The 19,893-nt window shown below is 69.4% G+C and carries 18 protein-coding genes and 1 pseudogene; 7 read left to right on the top strand and 12 right to left on the bottom strand.

The genetic code is table 11. The features are described 5' to 3' along the window. Positions 1 to 438 precede the first annotated feature (438 nt). From AB0Q96_RS17015 to AB0Q96_RS16970, 10 genes and pseudogenes are all read right to left on the bottom strand, one after another. On the bottom strand, positions 439 to 2,028 hold the full coding sequence (locus AB0Q96_RS17015; protein WP_365326681.1) for an alpha/beta hydrolase: 1,590 nt from the start codon (positions 2,026 to 2,028) through the stop codon (positions 439 to 441). After that, complete coding sequence (locus AB0Q96_RS17010; protein WP_365326110.1) at positions 2,028 to 3,386, bottom strand: alpha/beta fold hydrolase; 1,359 nt, start codon at positions 3,384 to 3,386, stop codon at positions 2,028 to 2,030. Before AB0Q96_RS17010 ends, AB0Q96_RS17015 begins: the two co-directional genes overlap by 1 nt. Before the next feature lie 474 nt (positions 3,387 to 3,860). Continuing rightward, a pseudogene (locus AB0Q96_RS17005) lies at positions 3,861 to 4,139 on the bottom strand (hypothetical protein); the annotation flags it as partial. Between the two features lie 129 nt (positions 4,140 to 4,268). Next, positions 4,269 to 6,023, bottom strand: a complete 1,755-nt coding sequence (locus AB0Q96_RS17000; protein ID WP_365326108.1) for a hypothetical protein — start codon at positions 6,021 to 6,023, stop codon at positions 4,269 to 4,271. Continuing rightward, positions 6,020 to 6,679 (bottom strand): hypothetical protein, encoded by a 660-nt coding sequence (locus AB0Q96_RS16995; protein WP_365326106.1) that lies wholly within the window; start codon positions 6,677 to 6,679, stop codon positions 6,020 to 6,022. The genes AB0Q96_RS17000 and AB0Q96_RS16995 overlap by 4 nt, the downstream gene beginning before the upstream one ends. Then, positions 6,676 to 7,047: a hypothetical protein gene (locus tag AB0Q96_RS16990; protein WP_365326104.1), complete on the bottom strand. Its 372-nt coding sequence runs from the start codon at positions 7,045 to 7,047 to the stop codon at positions 6,676 to 6,678. The genes AB0Q96_RS16995 and AB0Q96_RS16990 overlap by 4 nt, the downstream gene beginning before the upstream one ends. Before the next feature lie 33 nt (positions 7,048 to 7,080). Next, the gene (locus AB0Q96_RS16985) at positions 7,081 to 8,385 is read right to left on the bottom strand and encodes a CHAT domain-containing protein (RefSeq protein ID WP_365326102.1); all 1,305 of its coding nucleotides are present in this window, start codon (positions 8,383 to 8,385) and stop codon (positions 7,081 to 7,083) included. Positions 8,386 to 8,525: 140 nt separating this feature from the next. Continuing rightward, the gene (locus tag AB0Q96_RS16980) at positions 8,526 to 9,125 is read right to left on the bottom strand and encodes a hypothetical protein (protein WP_365326100.1); all 600 of its coding nucleotides are present in this window, start codon (positions 9,123 to 9,125) and stop codon (positions 8,526 to 8,528) included. Next, the gene (locus AB0Q96_RS16975; RefSeq protein WP_365326680.1) at positions 9,089 to 9,286 is read right to left on the bottom strand and encodes a hypothetical protein; all 198 of its coding nucleotides are present in this window, start codon (positions 9,284 to 9,286) and stop codon (positions 9,089 to 9,091) included. The genes AB0Q96_RS16980 and AB0Q96_RS16975 overlap by 37 nt, the downstream gene beginning before the upstream one ends. Before the next feature lie 83 nt (positions 9,287 to 9,369). After that, positions 9,370 to 9,726, bottom strand: a complete 357-nt coding sequence (locus tag AB0Q96_RS16970) for a DEAD/DEAH box helicase family protein (RefSeq protein WP_365326098.1) — start codon at positions 9,724 to 9,726, stop codon at positions 9,370 to 9,372. 1,127 nt (positions 9,727 to 10,853) lie between these two features. Here AB0Q96_RS16970 and AB0Q96_RS16965 point away from each other — a divergent pair. Further along, complete coding sequence (locus AB0Q96_RS16965; RefSeq protein ID WP_365326097.1) at positions 10,854 to 11,900, top strand: PIN domain-containing protein; 1,047 nt, start codon at positions 10,854 to 10,856, stop codon at positions 11,898 to 11,900. Positions 11,901 to 12,269: 369 nt separating this feature from the next. Here AB0Q96_RS16965 and AB0Q96_RS16960 read toward each other — a convergent pair whose 3' ends face one another. Further along, complete coding sequence (locus AB0Q96_RS16960; protein WP_365326095.1) at positions 12,270 to 12,479, bottom strand: hypothetical protein; 210 nt, start codon at positions 12,477 to 12,479, stop codon at positions 12,270 to 12,272. Positions 12,480 to 12,576: 97 nt separating this feature from the next. On the opposite strand from AB0Q96_RS16960, the gene AB0Q96_RS16955 reads away from it, so the two are divergent. Then, positions 12,577 to 12,966, top strand: coding sequence for a peptidase inhibitor family I36 protein (locus AB0Q96_RS16955; RefSeq protein WP_365326093.1), 390 nt, complete (start codon positions 12,577 to 12,579; stop codon positions 12,964 to 12,966). Between the two features lie 209 nt (positions 12,967 to 13,175). Beyond that, the gene (locus tag AB0Q96_RS16950; RefSeq protein ID WP_365326091.1) at positions 13,176 to 13,997 is read left to right on the top strand and encodes a hypothetical protein; all 822 of its coding nucleotides are present in this window, start codon (positions 13,176 to 13,178) and stop codon (positions 13,995 to 13,997) included. Between the two features lie 502 nt (positions 13,998 to 14,499). Here the strand turns inward: AB0Q96_RS16950 and AB0Q96_RS16945 are convergent. Further along, positions 14,500 to 15,299 (bottom strand): IS5 family transposase gene (locus AB0Q96_RS16945; RefSeq protein ID WP_365326090.1). Its coding sequence is split into 2 segments (ribosomal slippage): positions 14,500 to 14,963 and positions 14,963 to 15,299, totalling 801 coding nucleotides; the frame shifts between segments, so codons are not numbered across the junction. A 1,168-nt stretch (positions 15,300 to 16,467) separates the two neighbouring features. Here AB0Q96_RS16945 and AB0Q96_RS16940 point away from each other — a divergent pair. From AB0Q96_RS16940 to AB0Q96_RS16925, 4 genes are all read left to right on the top strand, one after another. Next, positions 16,468 to 16,818, top strand: coding sequence for a hypothetical protein (locus tag AB0Q96_RS16940; RefSeq protein ID WP_365326088.1), 351 nt, complete (start codon positions 16,468 to 16,470; stop codon positions 16,816 to 16,818). A 324-nt stretch (positions 16,819 to 17,142) separates the two neighbouring features. Further along, on the top strand, positions 17,143 to 17,595 hold the full coding sequence (locus AB0Q96_RS16935; RefSeq protein ID WP_365326086.1) for a hypothetical protein: 453 nt from the start codon (positions 17,143 to 17,145) through the stop codon (positions 17,593 to 17,595). Between the two features lie 369 nt (positions 17,596 to 17,964). Beyond that, positions 17,965 to 18,309, top strand: coding sequence for a hypothetical protein (locus AB0Q96_RS16930; RefSeq protein ID WP_365326084.1), 345 nt, complete (start codon positions 17,965 to 17,967; stop codon positions 18,307 to 18,309). Positions 18,310 to 18,563: 254 nt separating this feature from the next. Beyond that, the gene (locus AB0Q96_RS16925) at positions 18,564 to 18,953 is read left to right on the top strand and encodes a hypothetical protein (RefSeq protein ID WP_365326082.1); all 390 of its coding nucleotides are present in this window, start codon (positions 18,564 to 18,566) and stop codon (positions 18,951 to 18,953) included. Positions 18,954 to 19,893 lie beyond the last annotated feature (940 nt).

Here is a 19,893-nt window from a genome sequence, read left to right as displayed (position 1 = left end):
GTGGTGGCCGTGTTCTCGTCCGGCTTCGGCATCCTGTGTACCGGGACCGGCCCGCTGTCCTCGCGGCGCGACTTCCCGGCTTGGCGACCGACGCTCTCCAGCGCGCGGCCATCAGGTCGCCCGGGTCACCGACCCGTACGCGACCCGACCGTACGCGACCCGACCGTACGCGAACCGGTGCGTGAGCGCGGACGGCTCCACCGCCTACGAACAGGTCTCCTACCAGGCGCACCCCTCGGAGCTGGAGGACAGCTCACGCACCGCGCTGCAGGAAACCGTCGCGCAGGCAGGCCTGGCACACCTCCGATCGGCTGTGTGCCGGACTGGTTCGCGTTCCCGTGGGCCGAGACTGTCATCGCGCTGTGCCTGATCGTCGTGGTGGCCACGGGCGTCGTCCGCACCGCCCTCCGGACGGACGACGCCCCCACCTAGGACGGTCTACGGCGCGATCTCGAACATGGGTGGCTTGAGCCCCGCGAGGCAACGCGTGTCCGGCGCGCCCGGATGGTCGAAGAACGAGACGGTCATCGTCTGCGCGCACTTCGAGTCGGCGAAGACCACGTGCGCGACGTACGGAACCGTCACGGCGATCGACCGGCTCAGCGTCCGGGCGGCGTACGCCCCGTTGCTCGGAGCGGTCTGCGCGTCGAACCCGCCGGACAGGACGAGGGTCGGGATGTCGCTGTACGTCCGCTGCCGGACCGAGGGGTCCGCCGGGGGGACGTCCCAGGCACGACAGTCCGGGTGGAGCCAGGCGAGGAACGGAGCGTTGACCAGTACCGATCGGGGGAACGACGGGAACAGGCGCCGCCCCGCCCGGACGATGTCGTCCTCGCTCTCGTACGGCGTCCACTCCCTGCAGAACACGCCGTAGGCGAGCCCGTGGGACGTCCTTCCGATGGCCTGCGGGCTGAGCTTGCCGCCCGCCCACTGCGCGGCGATCCGCTGCGGGTTGCCGTGGGCCAGCTCGTCGATGGAGCGGGGTACTCCGGCCGCCACATGGGTGGCCGAGGCCAACCAGTTCACCAGGACTCCGCCGTCCAGCACGACCTTCACCGGCCGGGACCGGCCGGGAACCGTGACGGTGGTGGTGACGGGTCGCGCCTCGACCTCGCTCACGAGGCGCTCGAACGTGCCCTTGAGGTTCGGGTAGCGGTGGTTGCAGGCGGGCTGCTCCTCACAGGCCTTGAACAGGCCGTCGTAGCCCTCGCGTGCGGCCTTCCACGTCACGGCCCCGCCGGACAGAGCAGGCGGCAGCACGCCGTCGATGCCCACCGAACGGATGCCTTTCGGGTGCAGGCGCATGTAGTGGAGCGCCAGGTTGGTGCCGTACGAGATGCCGAACACGTTCCACTGCCTGATGCCGAGTGCCTTGCGCAGGGCGTCGTAGTCCGCGGCGCTCTCGGGTCCGTTGTAGGCACTGGGGTCGGCCCCGCGGTTCACCACCCGGTCCCGGCATTTCTTCGTCTCCCGGACGTGCAGGCGTCCGGTGGACGGCGCGCCGAAGACGAGACCGAGGGAGTCCGCGGCGAACTCGTCGACGTTCGGGCAGGTGAGCTGGGGGTCGGCCGAGTAGGTTCCGCGCTGGGACATGAAGATCACGTCGCGGTCGCGGTTGAGGCCGCCGGCGACCGCCATCGGGATCTCGGAGACCGCGTCGTCACCCGGCCCGCCCGCGAGCCACACGATCGGGTCGGACGCCGGTCTCTTGCCCACCGCGGGGATGATCGCGACCGCGAGGGTGATCTTTCGCCCGTGGCGCCGGGAACGGTTCTCGGGCACGGTGAGCGTTCCGCAGTGCGCGCGCGCCAGATCGGGGATCGGGTCCGCCGTCCTCGGGCAGGGGCCCGGCTCGAAGTGGCCGCCGCCCGTCGTCCGGGCAACCGTGCCGAGCGCCGCTCCGGCGCCGGACTCGGCCCGGGCGGGGAGCGCGGCGAGGCCGACGACGAGGGCGCCGGCCGTGGCTCCGGCCAGCACGGCCGGGAGCCGGCGCGAGGGACGCGCGGGCCGGGGCGTGGTGGGGGACATCATCGGGTCTCCACTTCGGGGGTGATGGTGAAGGGTGCCGGCGTGAGTCCTGCCACGCAGCCGGTGTCGGGCGCGGACGGACGGGTGAGGAAGGACGCCAGGACGCGCTGCGCGCACGGCGACTGAGGGACCACGAAGTGGCCGATCCCGGGGATCCGCACGGCGGTCGAGCGGGGCAGCGTACGGCCGGTGTACGGTCCCCAGCTCGCCCCCGTCTTCGCGTCGAAGGTTCCGGAGATGATCAGGGTCGGCACCTCGCTGAAGGTGGGCACCCGCTGGATCGCGGTGCGGTCCGGGACGTTCCAGACGCGGCACAGGTCGTACTCGAAGGGGAGCTGCGGCGCGTGGGCCAGGACCGTGTCCGGCCAGCCGGGGAACGCCCGGCGCCCGGCCTCCAGGATGTCGGCCTTCGTGAAGCCCGGAGCCCATTCGCTGCACGCCACCGAGTGCGTCAGACCGTGCGCGAACTCGCCGATGGCGGGTGTCGCGCCGGCCGCCTGGGCCTGGGCGAAGCGCTCCGGGTTCCCGTGGGCGAGTTCGTCGAGTGCTGCGGGGACGTCGACGGACGGCAGGGCACCGCCGTCCGAGACCAGCAGGTTGATCAGCGTGCCGCCGTCGAGGACGACCTTCACCGGACTGCCGCCTCCGGGCGGCTGCACCGTCAGCCTCAGGGGGTTCGCCTCAAGGCGCCGGACCTGCTCGGTCAGCGTTCGGGAGAGGCCCGGGTAGCGGCTCTTGCAGGCCGGCTGGGCCTCGCACGCCGCGAAGATCGCACGGATTCCCTCCTGCGCGCTGTCCCAGGCCCAGGGCAGGCTCACGATCTGCGCCGGCACGACCGAGTCGATCGTCACCGAACGGATCCCCTCGGGGTGCCGGCGTAGATAGGTGAGGGCCAGGTCGGTGCCGTAGGAGTAGCCGTAGACGTTCCACTTCCTGATGCCGAGCGCCTTGCGCAGGTCGGCGAAGTCCGCGGCGTTCTCCGTGGTGTTGAAGTTCCTCAGCCGGATTCCGTCGGCCGTCAGACGGTCCCGGCACTCCTCCGCGGCGCGCACCAGGAGCCGCCCGGTCGAGGGCGCGTCATAGCGCAGCCCGACGGCCTTCGCGTTGAACCGGTCCATCTCCGGGCAGGCGAGGTTCGGCCGCGAGTACAGCGCTCCGCGCTGGGTCATGACGATCAGGTCACGGTCCCGGTTCACGCCGGAGCCGACCAGGAAGGGGATGGCGCTGATCGCCTCGCCGCCGGGGCCTCCCTCCATGAACACCACCGGGTCCTGCGCCGGAGCCGCCGACGCGGCCGGAACGATGGCGACCGTGAGCTTGATGGTCCGTCCGCCGCGGTGGGCCCGGTTCTCGGGCACCTCCAGGGTTCCGCAGTGTCCCGGGATCGGGTCGGGCGTGGTCGGGCAGGGACCGGGGACGAACCGTGCCGGACCTCCCGGGCGGGGTTCGACGGTGGGGGTCGGTACGGCACCGCTCGGTGCCGTGCCGACCGCGCCCAGGAGTGCCAGACCGGCCGCGACGATCACGGTCCTGGCGGGCGACCGCCGGGCGAGTCGTGGCGCGCAGGACCGCAGCCTCCGCCTTCGTACGAGCCTGCCGCTCCTACGAGCGAACGGCAGGCAGCCTGTTCCGATCTCCTGTTCCGCCATGTGGTCCCGTCCTTCCGAGGACCTCGGCCGCTCCGAGACCCGACGACGATGCAGCGCGGCTCCACGCACCCCACGCGGCGGGGGCGGCCACCGCCAGGCCAGCGTCAGCCGCCGTCAGGACCCCCACCACCGGGGCGCGCCAGTCGGAGCAGTCCGGGCGTCTGTGGAGCGGGCGCCGTCGCTCTCCTCGAAGTACCGCTGCTGGAGGTCGGGCGGGCGGTAGCCCTCGACGCAGAGGAGACGCAGCCCGTCGGGCAGGAGCGATTGGGCGCGGACGAACCGTTCGAGGACGCCGCGGCGCAGATGGGCGTACGAGCTGGTGGCGTCGGCTCTGCGGTCGTCGACCAGAAGGGTTCCGTGGACGTCGATGAGCGGCTCGTCGCAGTCGGCGACGGGGAAGGCCGCCACGCGGGGCCGGACATCAGGATGACCGGACCGGGCGCGAGGGTGATGTGCATCCAGGGCGCGGCGTTCTCGCGGTGGGAACGGTCGAGGGGTTCGATGGAGAACAGCTACGGCCCGCTCGGCGCCCAGGCGACCGGAACGGTCGACGCGTAACCCCGCAGGGGGCCGTCGCCCCGCTGCGGGTCGTCACACCGGCGGGCGTAGACCGGCGCGTTCTGCTCGAGCCGCGGGGTCGCGCGACTCCTCCAGGAGTACGCGCAACCGGGTGAGGCGCTCGGCCAGCCGGGGCGACTCCTGCCGGAGCTGCTGCAGGTCGGTGCGTACGTCGAGTGTCTGGGACCACAGCACCCCGCGGCCCAGTTCGAGCAGTTCCAGCGCGTGGTCCGCGTCGTGCAGTTCCAGTTGGTCGGCCGCCGCGCCGGAGGCCAGGTCGAAGTCGGTGGTCTGGAGCACCTCCTCCTGGCTGAGGCGGTCCAGGCCGCGCCAGGCGGCGAGCGGCAGCAGCCGCACGGCCAACGAGCTCGCGTCAGCCGCCTCACGCGGCTGCGTGACCTGGCTCCTCCACCGGGAGGCGGCGTGGAGCCTGCGCCAGGCGGGAGCCGTCTCCAGCAGGGCCGCTCGCCGCCAGGCGTCGGAGGACCTGCGCCAGAGCACGGCGGCCTCCTGCTGAGCAGCCACCACGGCGTCGGGCACTTCAGGACGGGTCCAGGGCTCACGCTGGGCACCGGTCTCGGCCATGCTCTCTGCACCGGTCTCGTCACGGCCCCCGGCGAGGCTGTCGGCAACGCTCGCGGCGTGCAGGGCCCACTGCCGCAAGGTCGCGGCGAGCCAGATCAGTGCCTCGTGGACGTCGGCGCCGCCCTGCGAGACGGCGGCCTCCAGGATGTGCACGGCTTCGCCGAGACCGTCCGACGACTCGGTGATCGCGGCGCGTCCCGTCAGGATCTCCACCTGGGGACGCCACGCGGGATCGTGCGGCGTCCGCCGCCGCAGCACCGCCTCCGCCTTCGTGAAGTCGTCCAGGCTCTGCAGCCTCAGGCCCCGCGTGGTGAGCGCGTGCACCCGGTACCGGGCGACGGAGCGACCGCCGCGGTCACGCCGGGGCGTGAGCCGGTCGGCGTCCTCGAGCAGCGACACGGCCCGGATGATGTCCGTGGCATTGTGCAGGAGCTCGTAGCGGAAGGTCAGCAGGGCGCCGAGCTGGGAAAGGATTGATCCCCGCTCCTGCTTGTAATTGCCGGCCCACGGAGACGCGGCCCACCGGAACGTACGGCTGAGGGCCTCGGCATCGTCACTCGCTTCGACGGCCCGCTGGAGGTCGTCGTACGTGCGTAGGAACTCGAAGCGGGTATGGAGTGCGTCGCCGAGTCCGAGGAAGACGGAGAAGCAGATCGTCCTGTTCAGCGGAGGCCACACCTGACCCTCGTCGGGGTACCACTGGACCCGCCACCACTGCCGCAGTGACGCGCGCCGAGGTCCCCTCGGCGCGGCGAGCCAGGCCCGGCACAGCTCCGCGGCCCGCCTTTGGTGGGTGATCGCCTCGTCCACGTCGGCCCTGTCGCCGCGTTTCTCGAACCGTTGCAGGAGGCAGTCCGCGAGGAGGGCGCGGTCGAAGGCTTCCGATTCCCACCTGGTGGGTGTGTACGTGACCGCCTCCAGGCCCAGGGCCACGGCACGATCGAGCAGGCCGGGGTCGTGGAGAACGTCGGCGGCGGGCACGAGCACCATGACCTCGAGCCTGCGCATCAGGTCACGTACCCAGCGCGGATGGGTGTCCGCCGTTCGGGTCTCTGCGATGCGCCGGATGAGGTCCGGGAGCGCGGCGGCGTCCCCGCGTTCGACCGCCCGGAAGGCGCGGACTCCCAACGGCCGCCACTTCATGAGGAAGAGGCACTGGAAGCGGAGAGAGCTGCGCAGAGTGGTCGACGGTCGCGGGGTCACGGGCAGTCCTCCACCGTCCTGAACTGCGTGAGCGCTGCCGCCACGACTTCGACCGTCGTACCGCCGGTCTTCAGAACCAGCCGGCCCTGACGCATCCCCGTCACGGTGCCGCACAGCTTGCCGGTCGCCGGCGTGCTGAGCTCGACCGCCGGCGGCTTCGCGCTCGGCCCGTACCAGGTGCTCGCGACGGCGCACACGAGGAACAGCACGCACCCCAGCGTCACCGCGATGCCGACCCGCAGGGCCCGCAGGGCCGAGCCGACTTCGAGGTGCTCGGTGGCCGAGCGCGTGACGTGCGTCCCCAACGGGGACGGCTTCAGCGCCCCGTGCGCAGCCCGGTTGAGCAGGTACGCGCCACAGGCCCCGCAGATCAGGGCCGCCAGGAGCAGCACCCCGACGCCCAAAGCCCACCGCTCGGCCAACTGGCCCACGTCAGTGCGCCCTTTGACCAGGCCGAAGGCCACGAGCCCGGCCATGAGCGCCCCGGCCGCGTTACGCCAGCCCAGCGCGGCGGCACGCAGCCTCGGCAGGGCTTCGGCGGCCAGCCGGTGGCGCTCCTGCGAGGCGAGCAGGTCCGCAGCCGTGGCCGCGGGGCCGGCGGCGATCCGAGGGGGAGCGGATGGGGGAGTGCGCTGGGGAGTACGTCGGGGCGTCACACCATCTCCACGGTCCAGTACGCTCCGCAGCCGCTGCGTCCGGCAGGGCACCCGGCATGGACGTCACCTGGGCAGCGGCAGCTCATCGGCAGGACGGTGTTCGTGGAGGAGGCCGCAGCAGCCCCGGCGGTGGGGGCGTTGGCCGTCCGCAGCGAGCGGAAGCCGGGCTCGAAGAGCGGATCCTCCTGTGCGGCGCCGCAGCGAGGGCAGGTGAAGACGATCACGTAGTCGTTCTTCTTCACCTGCTGGAGTGCGTGGTTGCGCACGACTTCCTCTGCGTAGTGGGGGTCTGTCGTCTCCTCGTACGGGAGGGGCAGATGGCTAGGCGACGAGGACGGCGGACCGGCGGGCGGCGGGGATGTGGTCATGCGGGTTCTCCCTGCTGTTTCGTGCGCTGTTTTTCAGGGACCGATATGGACGAAGGGGACCCAGGCCGTGAGCTGTCCCGGGCGCTGCTCGCGCAGGGCGCGCACGGCGCGGTGCAGGTGGTGGGCGGCCGCGGAGGAGTCGAAGGCGGGCTCGGTCGCCGTGTCCGTGCCGGCGGCGCCGTAGAACTCCCGGGTGACGGTTGCGGCGGCCCGGTCCTGTACGGACCAGAGGGTGCCGATGACGTGGCGGAAGCCGGCGACGTGCAGGGCGGCGCAGAGGGTGATCGCCTCGTTGGCGAGGTCGATGCCTCCGACGGCCGTCTGGCAGGCCGACAGGAACGCGAGCTCGCCGCGGTAGCTGCCCGCCGCGAGGCGGTGCACGGTGAGGGCGTCGTCGTGCAGGGCGATGACGCCGAGTCCGGGATCGTCGAGATTCTGCCCGGCATGCGTGCTGAAATGCACCCAGCGGTGGTGCCGCAGGGCCTCCAGGACGGAAGCGGCGCTCGCCTGAGAGCCTTCCAGCGGGGTCAGCCGCTCGCCGAACAGCCCGGCCAGGACCGCGCGGTCGTCGGCGATCGACTCGAGGACCGGCAGGCCGGCCGGTTCGGGCGCGACGAACAGCATCCGCCCGTCCCCCTCGGTGGTCGGGGCACTTCGAGAACGCGCGGCGAGAAGCGTGCGGACGGTGGGCGTGTACGAGGAGACGACACGGTCCAGAACCGTCCGCGGCCGGTCACCGACGGGCTCGTCATGATGCCCTGCCGCGTGCAGCGGCAACAGATTGAGCAGACCCGTGGGACACCACCAGACCCGCGGCAGCGGTGCCGTACCGGCCGGAGCCCCGGTATGCCCCAGGGCGTCCAGGACGGGCCCGCAGATCTCGTCCCACAGCCATGCGGTGAGTCCGGCCAGCTCCTCCTCGGCACGGGTCCGTACGGCGGCGAGGGCGGCCCGTACGCCGGATACGCGGAAGAACACCTCGGGCGCCCGCCCGCCCTCCGCGAACATCGCCATCGCCTCATGGAGTTCCCACGTCACCAGCTCCAGCGTGCGCAAGGCCACCAGGTAGGCGACGGTGCGGGCCTCGACCCCCTCGGCCGTGACACCGGGCAGCGGCAGACTCCGGACCCGGCCGTCCGCGATCAGCAGAGCGTCGCACCGCGTCCGACTGACGTTGACGACCACCACGGCGCCCTCACGCCCGGCGTCCGCGAGGAGAGCGGCCTTCGGAGGCTGCAGGAAGTCGGCCAGCTCGGGTATCCCGCGCGAACTCCCCAACTCCCGTACCGCGGCGACGATCCGATCCCACTTCCGAGAGAGCGCGATACGCCGATCCACTGCATACCCGCCCACCTCCTCGGCACCCCCCACGCGCCCACCTCCCACCCCCCCCAGCGAGCCTAGACAGTCCTCCGTCCGCATGTCCCGCTTTCACCCACGCCGCCCACGCCCGCCAGGTGCGCCGCCTCCTAGGACGACTAGCGCTTCGAGAGCGCTTCGATGTACTCGTCGAACGAGGCGACCTTGTGAGCCGGCGGGACCTCGTCCTTGAGGTCGGCGCCGTAATCCCGGTACTCCTCGACGATGGGCTGCTGCCCCTTGGTGCCGTGGGACGCCTCCTGGCTCTTGACCCCCAAGCCGTCCGCACCGATCCAGATGTCGATGACCACCTGCTTCGTACCAGCCTTCTTCAGAGCGTTGACGTACCAGTCACGTTGCTTGCTCTCCCTTGCCGACTCCTGGTACTTAGCGAGTTCCGCGACGACGACGGTGCCCCGGAGATGGTCGGTGATCCGCCCGCCGATGTTCTCGGGGCCGACCCACGAGGCGTCGCCCGTGGCGGTGAAGGCGCCGAGGAGTTCCGCCAGTAGACCGCGTGCACGCGACCGGTCGTCTTCCTTCTCTCCCTGTCGGCCGTTCTGGTCCATGCGAAACCATTCCTTGCCGGGGATCTTGTCGGTCTTCGTGAACGAACCTTCCGCTGCGTCGACGAGGTACGTTTCACCGCTCGGGTTGTCCGCGGTCTTCTTCCCTCGAATCTTCATGGAGGAGAAGAAGGGCTTCCGCTGCCAGGCCACGTCGCTGGTGTACTGGAGATCGGACTGCCGAGTCCGGCTTCGAGGCGGCAGATGACACTTGTCCAGGTCGTCGCCGGTGCATGGTGTGCTTCGTCGACGATCAGATGGCTGAACTCGCGGAGCAGAGCCTCTCGCGCTTCCGGGGTGTAGTAGTTCGACACACTCGGTGTGGCCACGACGACGTTGCAGGCCGATGCGAACTTTTATGCCTCAGCCGCGTCGGTGAACCGCCGGGTCACACGGCCTACGCATGGCCGAAGCGCGTCTGCGGCGACGATGCCCTGCTTCTGCAGAATGCCCAGCGACTCGAACTTTCAGCGATCTGGTCGCGCAGCGCGACGCTGGGCACCAGCACCAGAAGCCGTGGGGGACGGCATGCCACGACGAGGGTGAGCATGGTCTCGGTCTTGCCGGTGCCAGTCGGCATGACGATCAGGCCCGGTTCGGGCAGCTGCGAGTACCAGGAGCCGAGGACCGAATGCAACGCGCCGGCCTGCGGTGGCCGCAGCCCGCCTTCCCGTACGAGATCGTGCAACTGGATCGCGTCTGTGCATGAGTCCAGGACCTCCTGCGGGGTGGACAGCGGCTGAGAGCCGACCACCGCACCTCGCCGCCGGGCTCGCCAGGCAGCTGCGCGGTCAGGCTCTTTGCCTGGCTGGCTGTGGCGGGCAAGCGCCCGAAAGAGTTGTGAACGAATCGGGTTCCGGATTCCTCGCCAAGACTCAAAGAACTGGCCGGGATCAGGAGCTGGCTGACCATGTTGCGCTGCCAGTACTGAGGCACCGCCCCCACATCCTCTGTACGCAAATCTGCCGCCACGCCTGCATCACTCCTGTCTGCACACGCCCATGGCATGCCGCACTCGGCCAGACGCGCATGCCAGCGCGGCAGTATGGGCCCCCCGCGGGACGCCGGGCCAAGCAAGCAGCACGTCCATGTGCAGCAGCTGATTCATGATCTACGTATGACGTCAGAAATGCAGATCAAATCCAGAAACTGGAAGAAGCGCACACAGGGGCCGTCATACGTTCCGCAGCGCCCTGGTGACGTGCGCTAGTTGGCGGCTTGTGCCGGTCCGGCATGCACGGCCTGGTCCGGGCGCTCATGGGCGTACGGCGAACTCAAGCAGGTCATGGCGGCTTTGCACGCTCCGGCTGGATGGGCTTCACCGCGAGCGCGAGCGATTTCTCTGCCTGCCGATCCGGCTGACACCCAACTCGTCCATCCAGTCGCCCCGAACGTCAAGCCTCGCCGGGTACGACGCTCGGCTGGCGGCTTGTGGGGCGCGCACGACCTGCGTGCGTACGCGGGGAGCGTGCTCCCTGTCTTTCGCGCCAACTTCGCTTGCCCGTTCGCGGCGCCGCTGGAACTATCTACGAACTTCAGGCGCGGGACACTAGGGTTACTCGGCCAGCAGCTCCAACGGCATGAACGTCACGTTGTGGACGGCGTACTCCGGGCCGGGACCGTAGATCACCCGGCCTCCCGGCCCTCGTCGGTCTCCAGCTCCACGATAGACAGGTACTCGCCTTGTCCAGGTCCGGAAGATCAGACATGGTCTCGCGGTAGGGGCGTCAGCCCCCGGGGGGCTTTGGCCCGCACACCGTCGCTCAAAGGGCGTGCTCGCGGGGCCCTTGAAGCCGTGCCGCCTCGTCCGCGCCCCGCGCAACGGGACCATCCCAGCGGACGATTCCACGGGTGTCAGTGGTGATGACGACACTTACCTCCATGACATTCGATCGTGTCGATTCGACACTGCCGCCGTCGGTTCCTTCCGGAGCGGCAATCAACCCGATGGTGCTGGACCGGCCGATGTTGCTGCCCGTCCTCGACGCCAACGCGCTGTTGGTAGAAGCGTGCGCTCTGGCCAAGAGCGGCAGCCGTCAGGACAAGTTCACCGCGCTGGCTCTCACAGGTCGTGCCGCCCCCTACATCGCCGCGCACGTGCCCGGTGAGATCGACGAGCACCTGGCCAAGATGGCCAACCACCACGAGGTATCGGAGAGCCTGGCACGCCGCGCGCTCGAGCAGTGGATACTGCCCTCTCTTCGCGTGGTCGACCTGGAGATCCGTGACCACCTCTCGCCGCAGACCCGCCACTTCCTGCGGGTCGACCACGAGATGCCGCGGAGGCACCGGGGCGACCCGGACGACGCGCCCACGATGGCGCTGGCAGAGTTCCTCGCCCCCTGCGTCATCGTCACCCAGGACAGCGTCTTCTCCCGCTTCGGAGTCGCCATCATCGACTGGATCCCCGTCGTCCAGAACGTGCTGCGAATAGCCGGCCTGGAGGCTACCGCCGCGAACGCGCTGCTGGTCATGGACTGGGCACTGCGCCTGCTCGGTACCGGCGCCCACCGCCTTGCCGTCCTTGCCCGGAGCAATCCGCTGGCAGCGACGACCGCCGTGAGCGCGCTGTTGTGGTGGTGCTACCGAAAGGGCTATCTGACGCGTGACAACTGGCGCCGCCGCCTCTCCCAGGCGGGCAAGGCGACAACACCACTGTTGGAGCTGGCGAACGCCGGGATGACCGAGCACCGAACGCTCAGCGACTCCCTCCTGGTGGTCCAGCCCCCGCCCTACCCCACCACCGAGCAGCTCGCCGCCCGGCACCTCGCGCGCTGCGACCGATCCCTGACCCCTGGCGAACTGCGCGACGCGCTCGCCCGGCGCGGCCACACCGTCTCCGTCGCGCAGCTGAAGCGGGACATGACCGCCCACGCCGCGTTCGTCCGCGCCCCAGGCGATCTGTGGACCATAGGACGACCAGCATAGAAGTGACGAACTGGGACACGCAGCGCTGCCATGAAGCCGCGGGAGGGAGGCGTCCAGAGGCCCAGGGGCTACACGCACGCCATTGCGATGCCGCAGCTCATAACCCTCGGGCATCGCACCGCAGTGCGTGTAGGGCCTGGGAGCGGTGCCGCTGGCCCCGGACAGCGAAGGACCCCGGGCCGCCCTGCGCCCCGGGGTCCTGCCGCCAGCCTCACCGCCGCCGCTCACCAGCCGACAGGTGCGCTTCCCACCCACGCGATCGGCCGGCCCTCGCTGCTGAGGCCCCAGTTCGGTTCTCCATCGAGGTCTCGTGACGGTCGGGAAGGACATAGATCCGCCCTCAGCGGCCGTGCTTGCCCACGCAGGCCCTCAGTGAACAGGGCCCGTGTCGCCGCCCGCCACGGCCTGGTTGTAGCGGTCCTGGAACGGCTGGAGACGGGCGCAAAGCTCCAGGCCGAGCGTTGTCTCGTCCGTGCTGGCGGGCGCGTCCTCGCCCAGCAGACCCGCCAGATACACCCACTCGCCTTCGCCCGGCGCAAGACCGCACGGTGAGTCAATACCCTGAAGAGAATCTGCCACCTTGTGCTAAAGCATGGTTGCGCAAGGGGGGCGAGTAATACGTTCTCGTGGTGCGAAATGGACTCACATCCCTCTCCCAGACTTGAGGAGCATCGAAATGCGCCGCATACTCGCACCCGTCCTGACAGCCGGATTCGCCGCCGCGCTGACCATTGCCGGCCCCGCCTCCAGCGCGTCCGCCTCCGTCACCGGAACCGCTTCTTGCCCGAGTGGGAACCTGTGCGTGTGGGACCAGACCTCCTACAACGGAAGCATGTACAGGTTCGCCGGGACCAACGAGTCCTGGAGCTCCTGGTCCATCAACAACCGCGACGCCTCCTGGTACAACCACGGAACCTCCGGCCTGAAAGCCTGTATCTGGGGAGACGAGTACAGCGTCATCTGGGGCTGGGGCGGCGGGCTGAAGTCCGTTGCGAGCGGCACTTCGTCCCCGTCAGACGCCAACCGGGCCTATAAGGGCAGCTCCAACAGCTGGGGCAACTGCTGATCCAGCTCCCACCTTCCGCGGCGCCGTTTCGGGCACGGGCCCCGAAACGGCGCCGGTCCCGGCGCACATTTCAAAGAAGGACCGGCCCCCACATGCTGCTATGCCGCCCGCACGTCGCCCCGCTCGCGCTGCTCGGCATGCTGCTCACTAGTTGTGCCACAGCCCCCACAGCGGTAGAGCCCCCTGCGAAGTCCGCCCCATTGCCCGCCATGCCCTTCCAGATCCAGACGCCCGACGGAGAACTGACAAAGGAGGCCGAGCGCTATCGCCTCCTGGCTGAGGGCCACCTGATAAGCCGCTGCATGGCACGCCAGGGGTACGAGTACATCGTCCGCACCCCCCCGGAAGGCGCCTTGACCGTGCACGCCCCCGCTCTCTTCCACACTCTCGACCCGGACGAGGCCCGCACGCACGGCTACGGGAACCCGGACAACGACGCTGTCGAAGTCCAGCGCTTCGTGTCGGAGGATCCGAACGCGGCCTACGCAGAATCACTGAACGACGACCGCCGCAACGGATACGACAAAGCTCTCTTCGGCAGTAAAGAAGAGGAGATAGAAATCTCTCTGCCTGACGGAGAGAACATCACTACTAACACCGACGGCTGCACTTCCGAGATGCGCCGTGCGCTCTACGGCACCGACCTCGCCGCATACCTGCGCAACGACTACATCGCTGACAACCTTGGCCTGGCTGTTTACCAACGGGTCACCGCCGACCCTGCGTATACGAAGGCCCTCGCAAGGTGGCAGCGCTGCATGCGCGATCGCAGCTACCACTTCGATGATCCAGGCATGGCGATCAGCACGGCCATAAAAACCCGCAAGACGCGCACCCGCCCCGCCCCTAACGAGATTGCCATCGCTGTCACCGACGGCGAATGCCGCACCAGCAGCCGTCTGTCCACAACCTTGCAACAGCTCACCCACACATACCGCGAACGTCTCGCCAAGATCCGGGCGCTGCAACTGGACGCCAACCGCAGGACACGCGTCGATGCTATAAAGCGGGCCGAGACCCTGCTGAGCTGACCGCCGCATGGTAACCCTGCGCGCACTATCCCCCGACGACGCCCCAGTCCCATCGTGCCGTCGGGCAGGACGCAGATCCGCCCCCCATGGCCGTGCTTGCCTGCGCAAGCGGCTGTGAGCCGGGCCGCGTCGCCATCGCGCACGGGGCCCGGTCGCCACTCACCAGTCGTTGGACGGGCTGCCCACCCACGAGATTGGCCGGCCCCTGCTGTTGTGGCCCCAGTGCGGTTCGCCCATCGAGGTCTCGTGCCCGCTGGGCAACACGCAGATTCGCCCCCAGCGGCCGTGCTTGCCCGTGCAGACCCCGGTGAGCAGGACCGCTCCATAATGACCGGCCGCAGGTCACGGGCTGTTCGAATCTCGGGTGCCTATCAAAGCGGTGAACATTCGCTGTCCGTACTCAGGTTCTGGCATGTGTGGCCCTGATGCCCGGCGCGCTTGCGGGTCGGGTCGTGATGCTGGCGGAGCGACGGCCGCGCTCGTGTTGCTCTTACTGGTCGTTTCAGAATGAGGTTCGTAGGCGTCGCAAGCAGATGATGCTGCAGGCGAGTTGGAGAAGGCCGAGGTGGAGGTCGGCGCGTATCTCGTAGCGGGTGCGGAGGCGTTTGAACTGGTGGAGCCAGGCGAAGGTCCGCTCGACGGCCCAGCGTGTCTTGCCCAGACCTGATCCGTGTGGCACGCCTCGGCGGGCGATCTTGGGTGTGATGCCGCGGGCCCGTAGGATCCGCCGGTACTTGTCGTAGCCGCGATCGGCGAAGAGCCGGCCCGGCCGGTGCCGCGGCCGCCCGCGAAGTCCGCGGATGAGGGGTATCGCTTCCAGCAGGGGCGTCAGTTGGGTCACGTCGTGCCTGTTCCCGCCGGTCAGGGTGACGGCGAGGGGTGTGCCGTGGCGGTCGACGATCAGGTGGTGCTTGCTGCCTGGCCGGGCGCGGTCGACCGGCGAAGGTCCGGTGTGAGCCCCCCTTTCAGGGCCCGGATGCGCGAGCCGTCGATCGCGCAGTCCTTCATGTCGAGCAGACCTGCCTTGCGCAGCTCGGCCAGGAGGACTTCGTGCAGGCGGGGCCAGACGCCGGCCTCGGTCCAGTCCCGCAGCCGCCGCCAGGCCGTCACTCCGCTGCAGCCGGTCCGCTCGGCCGGCACGTCCCTCCAGCTCACGTTCTTGCGCAGCACGTACATGATGCCCTGCAAGGCCGCACGGTCGTCCGCCGGCAGACGCCCGGGATACCGATGACGCCGCGGCGGCCGGGGCGGCAGCAGAGGAGCGACCTGCTCCCCGCGCGCGCGGGGATGGCCCCTGCTCAAGCACCTGAACACCTGGCCCGGTCTGCTGCTCCCCGCGCGGGGGACCCGGCGGCCTGCTTCCCGCGCGTGCGGGGATGGCCCCAGGATGACCGCCTCCAGGGACAGTGCGCCGCGCTGCTCCTCGCTCGCGCGGGGATGGCCCCGGGGTCGACTCCGCGCCGATGCCGATCGGCGTCCTGCTCCCCGCCCGCGCGGGTGCGATCTCTCGGTTTGGTGACAGTGGCATGAGGGACAGCGGGTTGTGAGGGTGTTGATGCTGGTCATGGATTGTTTTGGGGCTGGAAGGCCACTGTCCTGGAAGTGAGAGATCCATAGAGCATCGCTGTCGTGGAGCGTTATCGCATGGGGGGTGATGCTGTGTCAGTTTCGTGAGTTCAGAACTGCTGGTCAGTGACTCTGCTCCCCGCGCCCGCGGGGATGGTCCCGGCTACCGGGATTTCATCAAGGGCCACCGGGGGCACAGCCACGCCCAGAACCAACCCCCAACCCCCGGCGCGCCCGCCCTGGACGTCGCCGATGCCCCGGGCGCTGGGCGACGACGTCGGGCAGATGGCCATGCGGCTCGGTGCGGTCCTGCACGGCTTGGCGCAGCTGCGCGCCGGCGGGCGAGCACCGACGACCTCGCCACCACCGTCCTGATGTCCGACGGCCTGATGAACCGGCTGGAGGGCATCCGGGACGCTGCCGTGCGCCAGCACGCCGCCCGGGGCGGCTCGTACGGCGAGCTGGCGCGGCCGGACCCAGTCGGGAGCGGTCTTGCATCCCAATGTGCAGGGCTCTGGCTATACGAATCACCGCGCTCGACAATCAGTGCATGGCAGACGACGAAGCCGGATGGCGTCCCGCAGACAGCAAGTACCCTTGGTTACCTCCGAACAGTGGGGGTAACCAGCTGCCTCCCCGAAACAATGACAGCCCGGGAGGGCGGCGGTCCCCACGCAATCTCACGGCCTACATTGTCGTCATTGCGTTCGCGATCTGGACCCTCGGCGCCATTCAGTGGAAGAACCAGGACTGTGACCTCGCCGCCTCATATGGCCTTGTGATCACCCACGGATTCCCAAATGTCTTCGAGGGATGCGGCCCCCAACACGGAGCCAACGTCGAAAACGACTGACCTCCGGCGTGTGCTGGAGAGGTCAGGCACACAGCCTGTCTGCGCCGAGACTTGTCCTTCGAGCGCCTGGCCGACGTCGTCGACGCCGCCTCCCGGATCCGCTACGGAAAGCACTGGACCGGCCCCGACCCGCGACTGCGCTGCGACACCACCGCCCCCGTCTACGAGTGGCCCGACACCGCCCCCTACAACGGCGGTCCCACCTACACGTGGGACATCCGCGGGTACGGCTCCCACGCCTCCGAGGACGACCAGGTCCAGCCCCACGACCTGACCACGGCCCTGTGCGGGTTCAGGTGGGCCGAGGGCGACAAGCCGCGCCGGATCAGCGGCCTGCCCGACTGCACCGAGTGCCGCCGTGAGGTCCAGCTCGGCGGCGAACGCCCCCGCAGCACCCGGTGAACGCCCGGCTGGCCGGCACCAGAGGCATCCGCCTCCACCTCCGGCCCGGCTGGCAGCCGCCGGCGGGGACACCGCAGGCTGGTCGTTCCTTGACCCCACATGCCTGTACTTCCGTCCGCCTGAAGAGATCGAGGCCGCCAAGACGCCCAAGGGCGCGTGGACGCGTGCTCAGCACGCCGCCTGGGGTGTGCCCTGGCCCGCCGAAGGCCGCCTGTCTTGGACGGTGTTTCTTGGCCCCGGGGTGACGGCTGCAAGTGGCTCCACCGAGTAACGGTCTAAGTTGGCCCCACCAGGCGGTCAGCGCTGTGAGTGGTAGGAGACTTGGTGAAGACTGTCAGCGATTTCGTCCCCTTGCTCAGGGCTCCCGTTCGGCAGGACGAAGGGCACCTGATCAAGGAGATCGCTTCGTCCTGGTCGGTCGTCTTGCCCGAGGACTTCATCGCGATTGCCGGCGCGTACGGCGACGCGGTCGTCTCGGACTACATCTACTTCTGCGGGGCCAGGACGCTGCGCAGGTACGCCGAAGGGATGGGCCGGCAGTTGGAGGCGTCCCGGACGGTTCCCCACATGGTCCTGCCGACCCCGGGCGGGGCCCTGGTCTGGGGAAACACGATCGAAGGCGACCAGCTGTTCCTCGTTCCCCACGACTGCGGGACCTGGACGGTCTCGGCGTTCCGCCGCGGCAGGGCGGACTGGCACGACACCGAACTCGGCTTCAGTGACTGGTTCCACCTCGCGCTGACCGGCGGGACGGCCACCGACTGGATGCCGGAGTGAGAGCCGCTCCCGCATACCCTTGAGCTCAACAACGGGTGACAGAACGCCGGTACTGGCCGTAGGAGACCAAGCAGTGATCGGGTGGGGCCAAAACTCACCGACGCAGACACTGCCCACCGCGCGCCGCGCGTGACCCGCGCCCCGCGTGCCGTGCGCGCATGCGAGAGCGTCTCACCGACCCGCTTGCTGTCACGCCGCCCGCCACTGCGCCTGTCACGCTGCCTGTCACGCAGGGGCCTTCACGCGCTCCGCCGCAGGTCAGACCCCCAAACCCCCGCCCCAGCCGCGCCGTGTGCGGGAGCGTGACACCCGAGCCGACGCCGCTCCCGCGTTCTCTGTCCACAGGACTTCCAGGCCAGCGTGGGGCCCATGCGAAACACCAGCGCCCCCGCGCCGATCTGCGACGTCCACGACCTCCTCGGCCGGCCCGTGCGGGAGGAGTGCGCGCGGCTGATGCCGCGCGGCATCCAGCAGCAGCTCGTGTTCCTCTTGGAGCACCACGGCGACGACAGGATCGTGGCGGCCCTGCTGAACAGCCGCCCGCGGACCATCCGCCGGCACGCCCGCGGATCCGCTCTCTTCCCTCCGAACCAGGCCCTGCGGCGACGGCTGCCGGAGGCGGTCCTCAACGCCGTGTGCCCAGTACGGATCGCCCAGGCCGCCGAGCACGCCGCCCGGCGAAGGAAGCGCCGGCGACCGGCCCAGGACGAGTAAGAAGCCTGGGCCCACCTCGACGAGGACCAGGCCCAGAGGAGCAGCTGCTCACCACACGGCGGTGGTGAGCGGGCGGTCTGTGAGGCTCACAGGCTGTTTTCCCTGGTGGGAGGGTGGTCTGTGAGGTGTGAGGGAGCTAGCTGGCGTGGGTGTCCGCGGGCACGGTGTCCTGTGACAGGCGATCTTGACTGATTGCCAAGCGATCTTGACCGGCCTGCCCGGCCGGGCCGGGCAGGGTGGTGGATGATCGGGTTGTGCTGGTGCAGACAGAGTTGATGCCGCCGTCCGAGACGGAGCAGGTGATGGTCCGAGTCCACACGCCCGTCGGCAGTGCCGTGGCGGTGTGGCGCGGCGAACCGCATGACGCGGCGGGCCAGCACCACATCGAGTGGACCATCGGGGAGGACATTCGCTGGGGCCTCAACATCCGGCCGGCCCTGCTCGCCGAACCAGGGGTTCGCGAGGAGGCCGGTCAGGTTGTCCTGCGAGGACGGCTCCAGCTCGCCGAAGACGGAGCAGCTCTCCTTGAGCTGGGCGACTCGCAGGTGCTGTTCGACGTCGGTTCACCGCCGCCGCCCGACGACACCTGGGTGGAGATCGGCATCGAAGCGGACAGGGTGGAGCTGTACCCCTACCAAATCTGACTGGTCAAAGTCGCCTGTCAATCGGTCAAGATCGCGTGTCAGAGGACACACGGTGCCCTTCCCGTCGCAGGTGTCGCACGGGATCGTGGTGGGGTCCTGGCACAGGGGTCCGGGGCACTCGTGGTGGTAGGGGTTGGGGATTGTTCCGGTGCCGTTGCAGTCCCAGCAGGAGGACGTAGTGAGGCTCATGCGGGGCATCGTGACAGCCCAGGCCCGCAGCCCGGCCCTGATTTGCGGAAGTCGCATCGACCCTGTATCGGTTTTGACGCCGGGCGGGAATGCGGGTTTGTCGTAGGGGTTTTGTCGGCTTGTCAGGGGCCGTTCTACGGGCGAGTTTTCGGATTATGCATGTGGGTTTACCGAGGATTGCTGATCCCCATTCAGGGGCCTTTCGACCTATGCGTTTTGGGCATTCACTGGCACGGCGTGAGGTGTTCGGATGCGGCTGACCCCCCACCCTCTTACTGCGCTTTTCAGGAGATTGGAGTAGACCACCTGTCATCTGGGTACGCTCTCGATGTGCTACGGGGGAGTGGCCTCCTCTTCCGGGTGTAGGGGCTGGACGTGTCCAGGGTTCGGGTGCATACTGTGATCAGGTTCAGGGCTTGATGTGGAGCCGCCGGCCCCGCAGGGGCCAGAGGCGCCTCACCACCAGGACCACGGCCACAAGCTCACCTTAGGGTGTCTGACCAGCAGGAATGCCCGCCGAAGGCGGGTATGACCCACCGACCGGCCCCACCCCACGGGCCGCGCCCCCGGTCGGCCGGTCCGCCCCGCAGTCACCGAAGGTGACTGCCCTCCCGGGCTCACTTCGCCCGGCGCCGCGCAGCGGCGCAGTCCCCTTGGAGTGACGCAGTCACTCCGCGTCGTGTCTCCGCAGGACATAGGAAGACCGTCGGGGCGGGGAATATTGGGGAAACACAAGAGTAGAACTAAGGGG

This window comes from Streptomyces sp. NPDC093111, assembly GCF_040683955.1.
Classification (GTDB): Bacteria; Actinomycetota; Actinomycetes; order Streptomycetales; family Streptomycetaceae; genus Streptomyces.
Note: the sequence above shows the minus strand (reverse complement) of the source record. Positions and strands in the feature narration are given on the sequence as shown.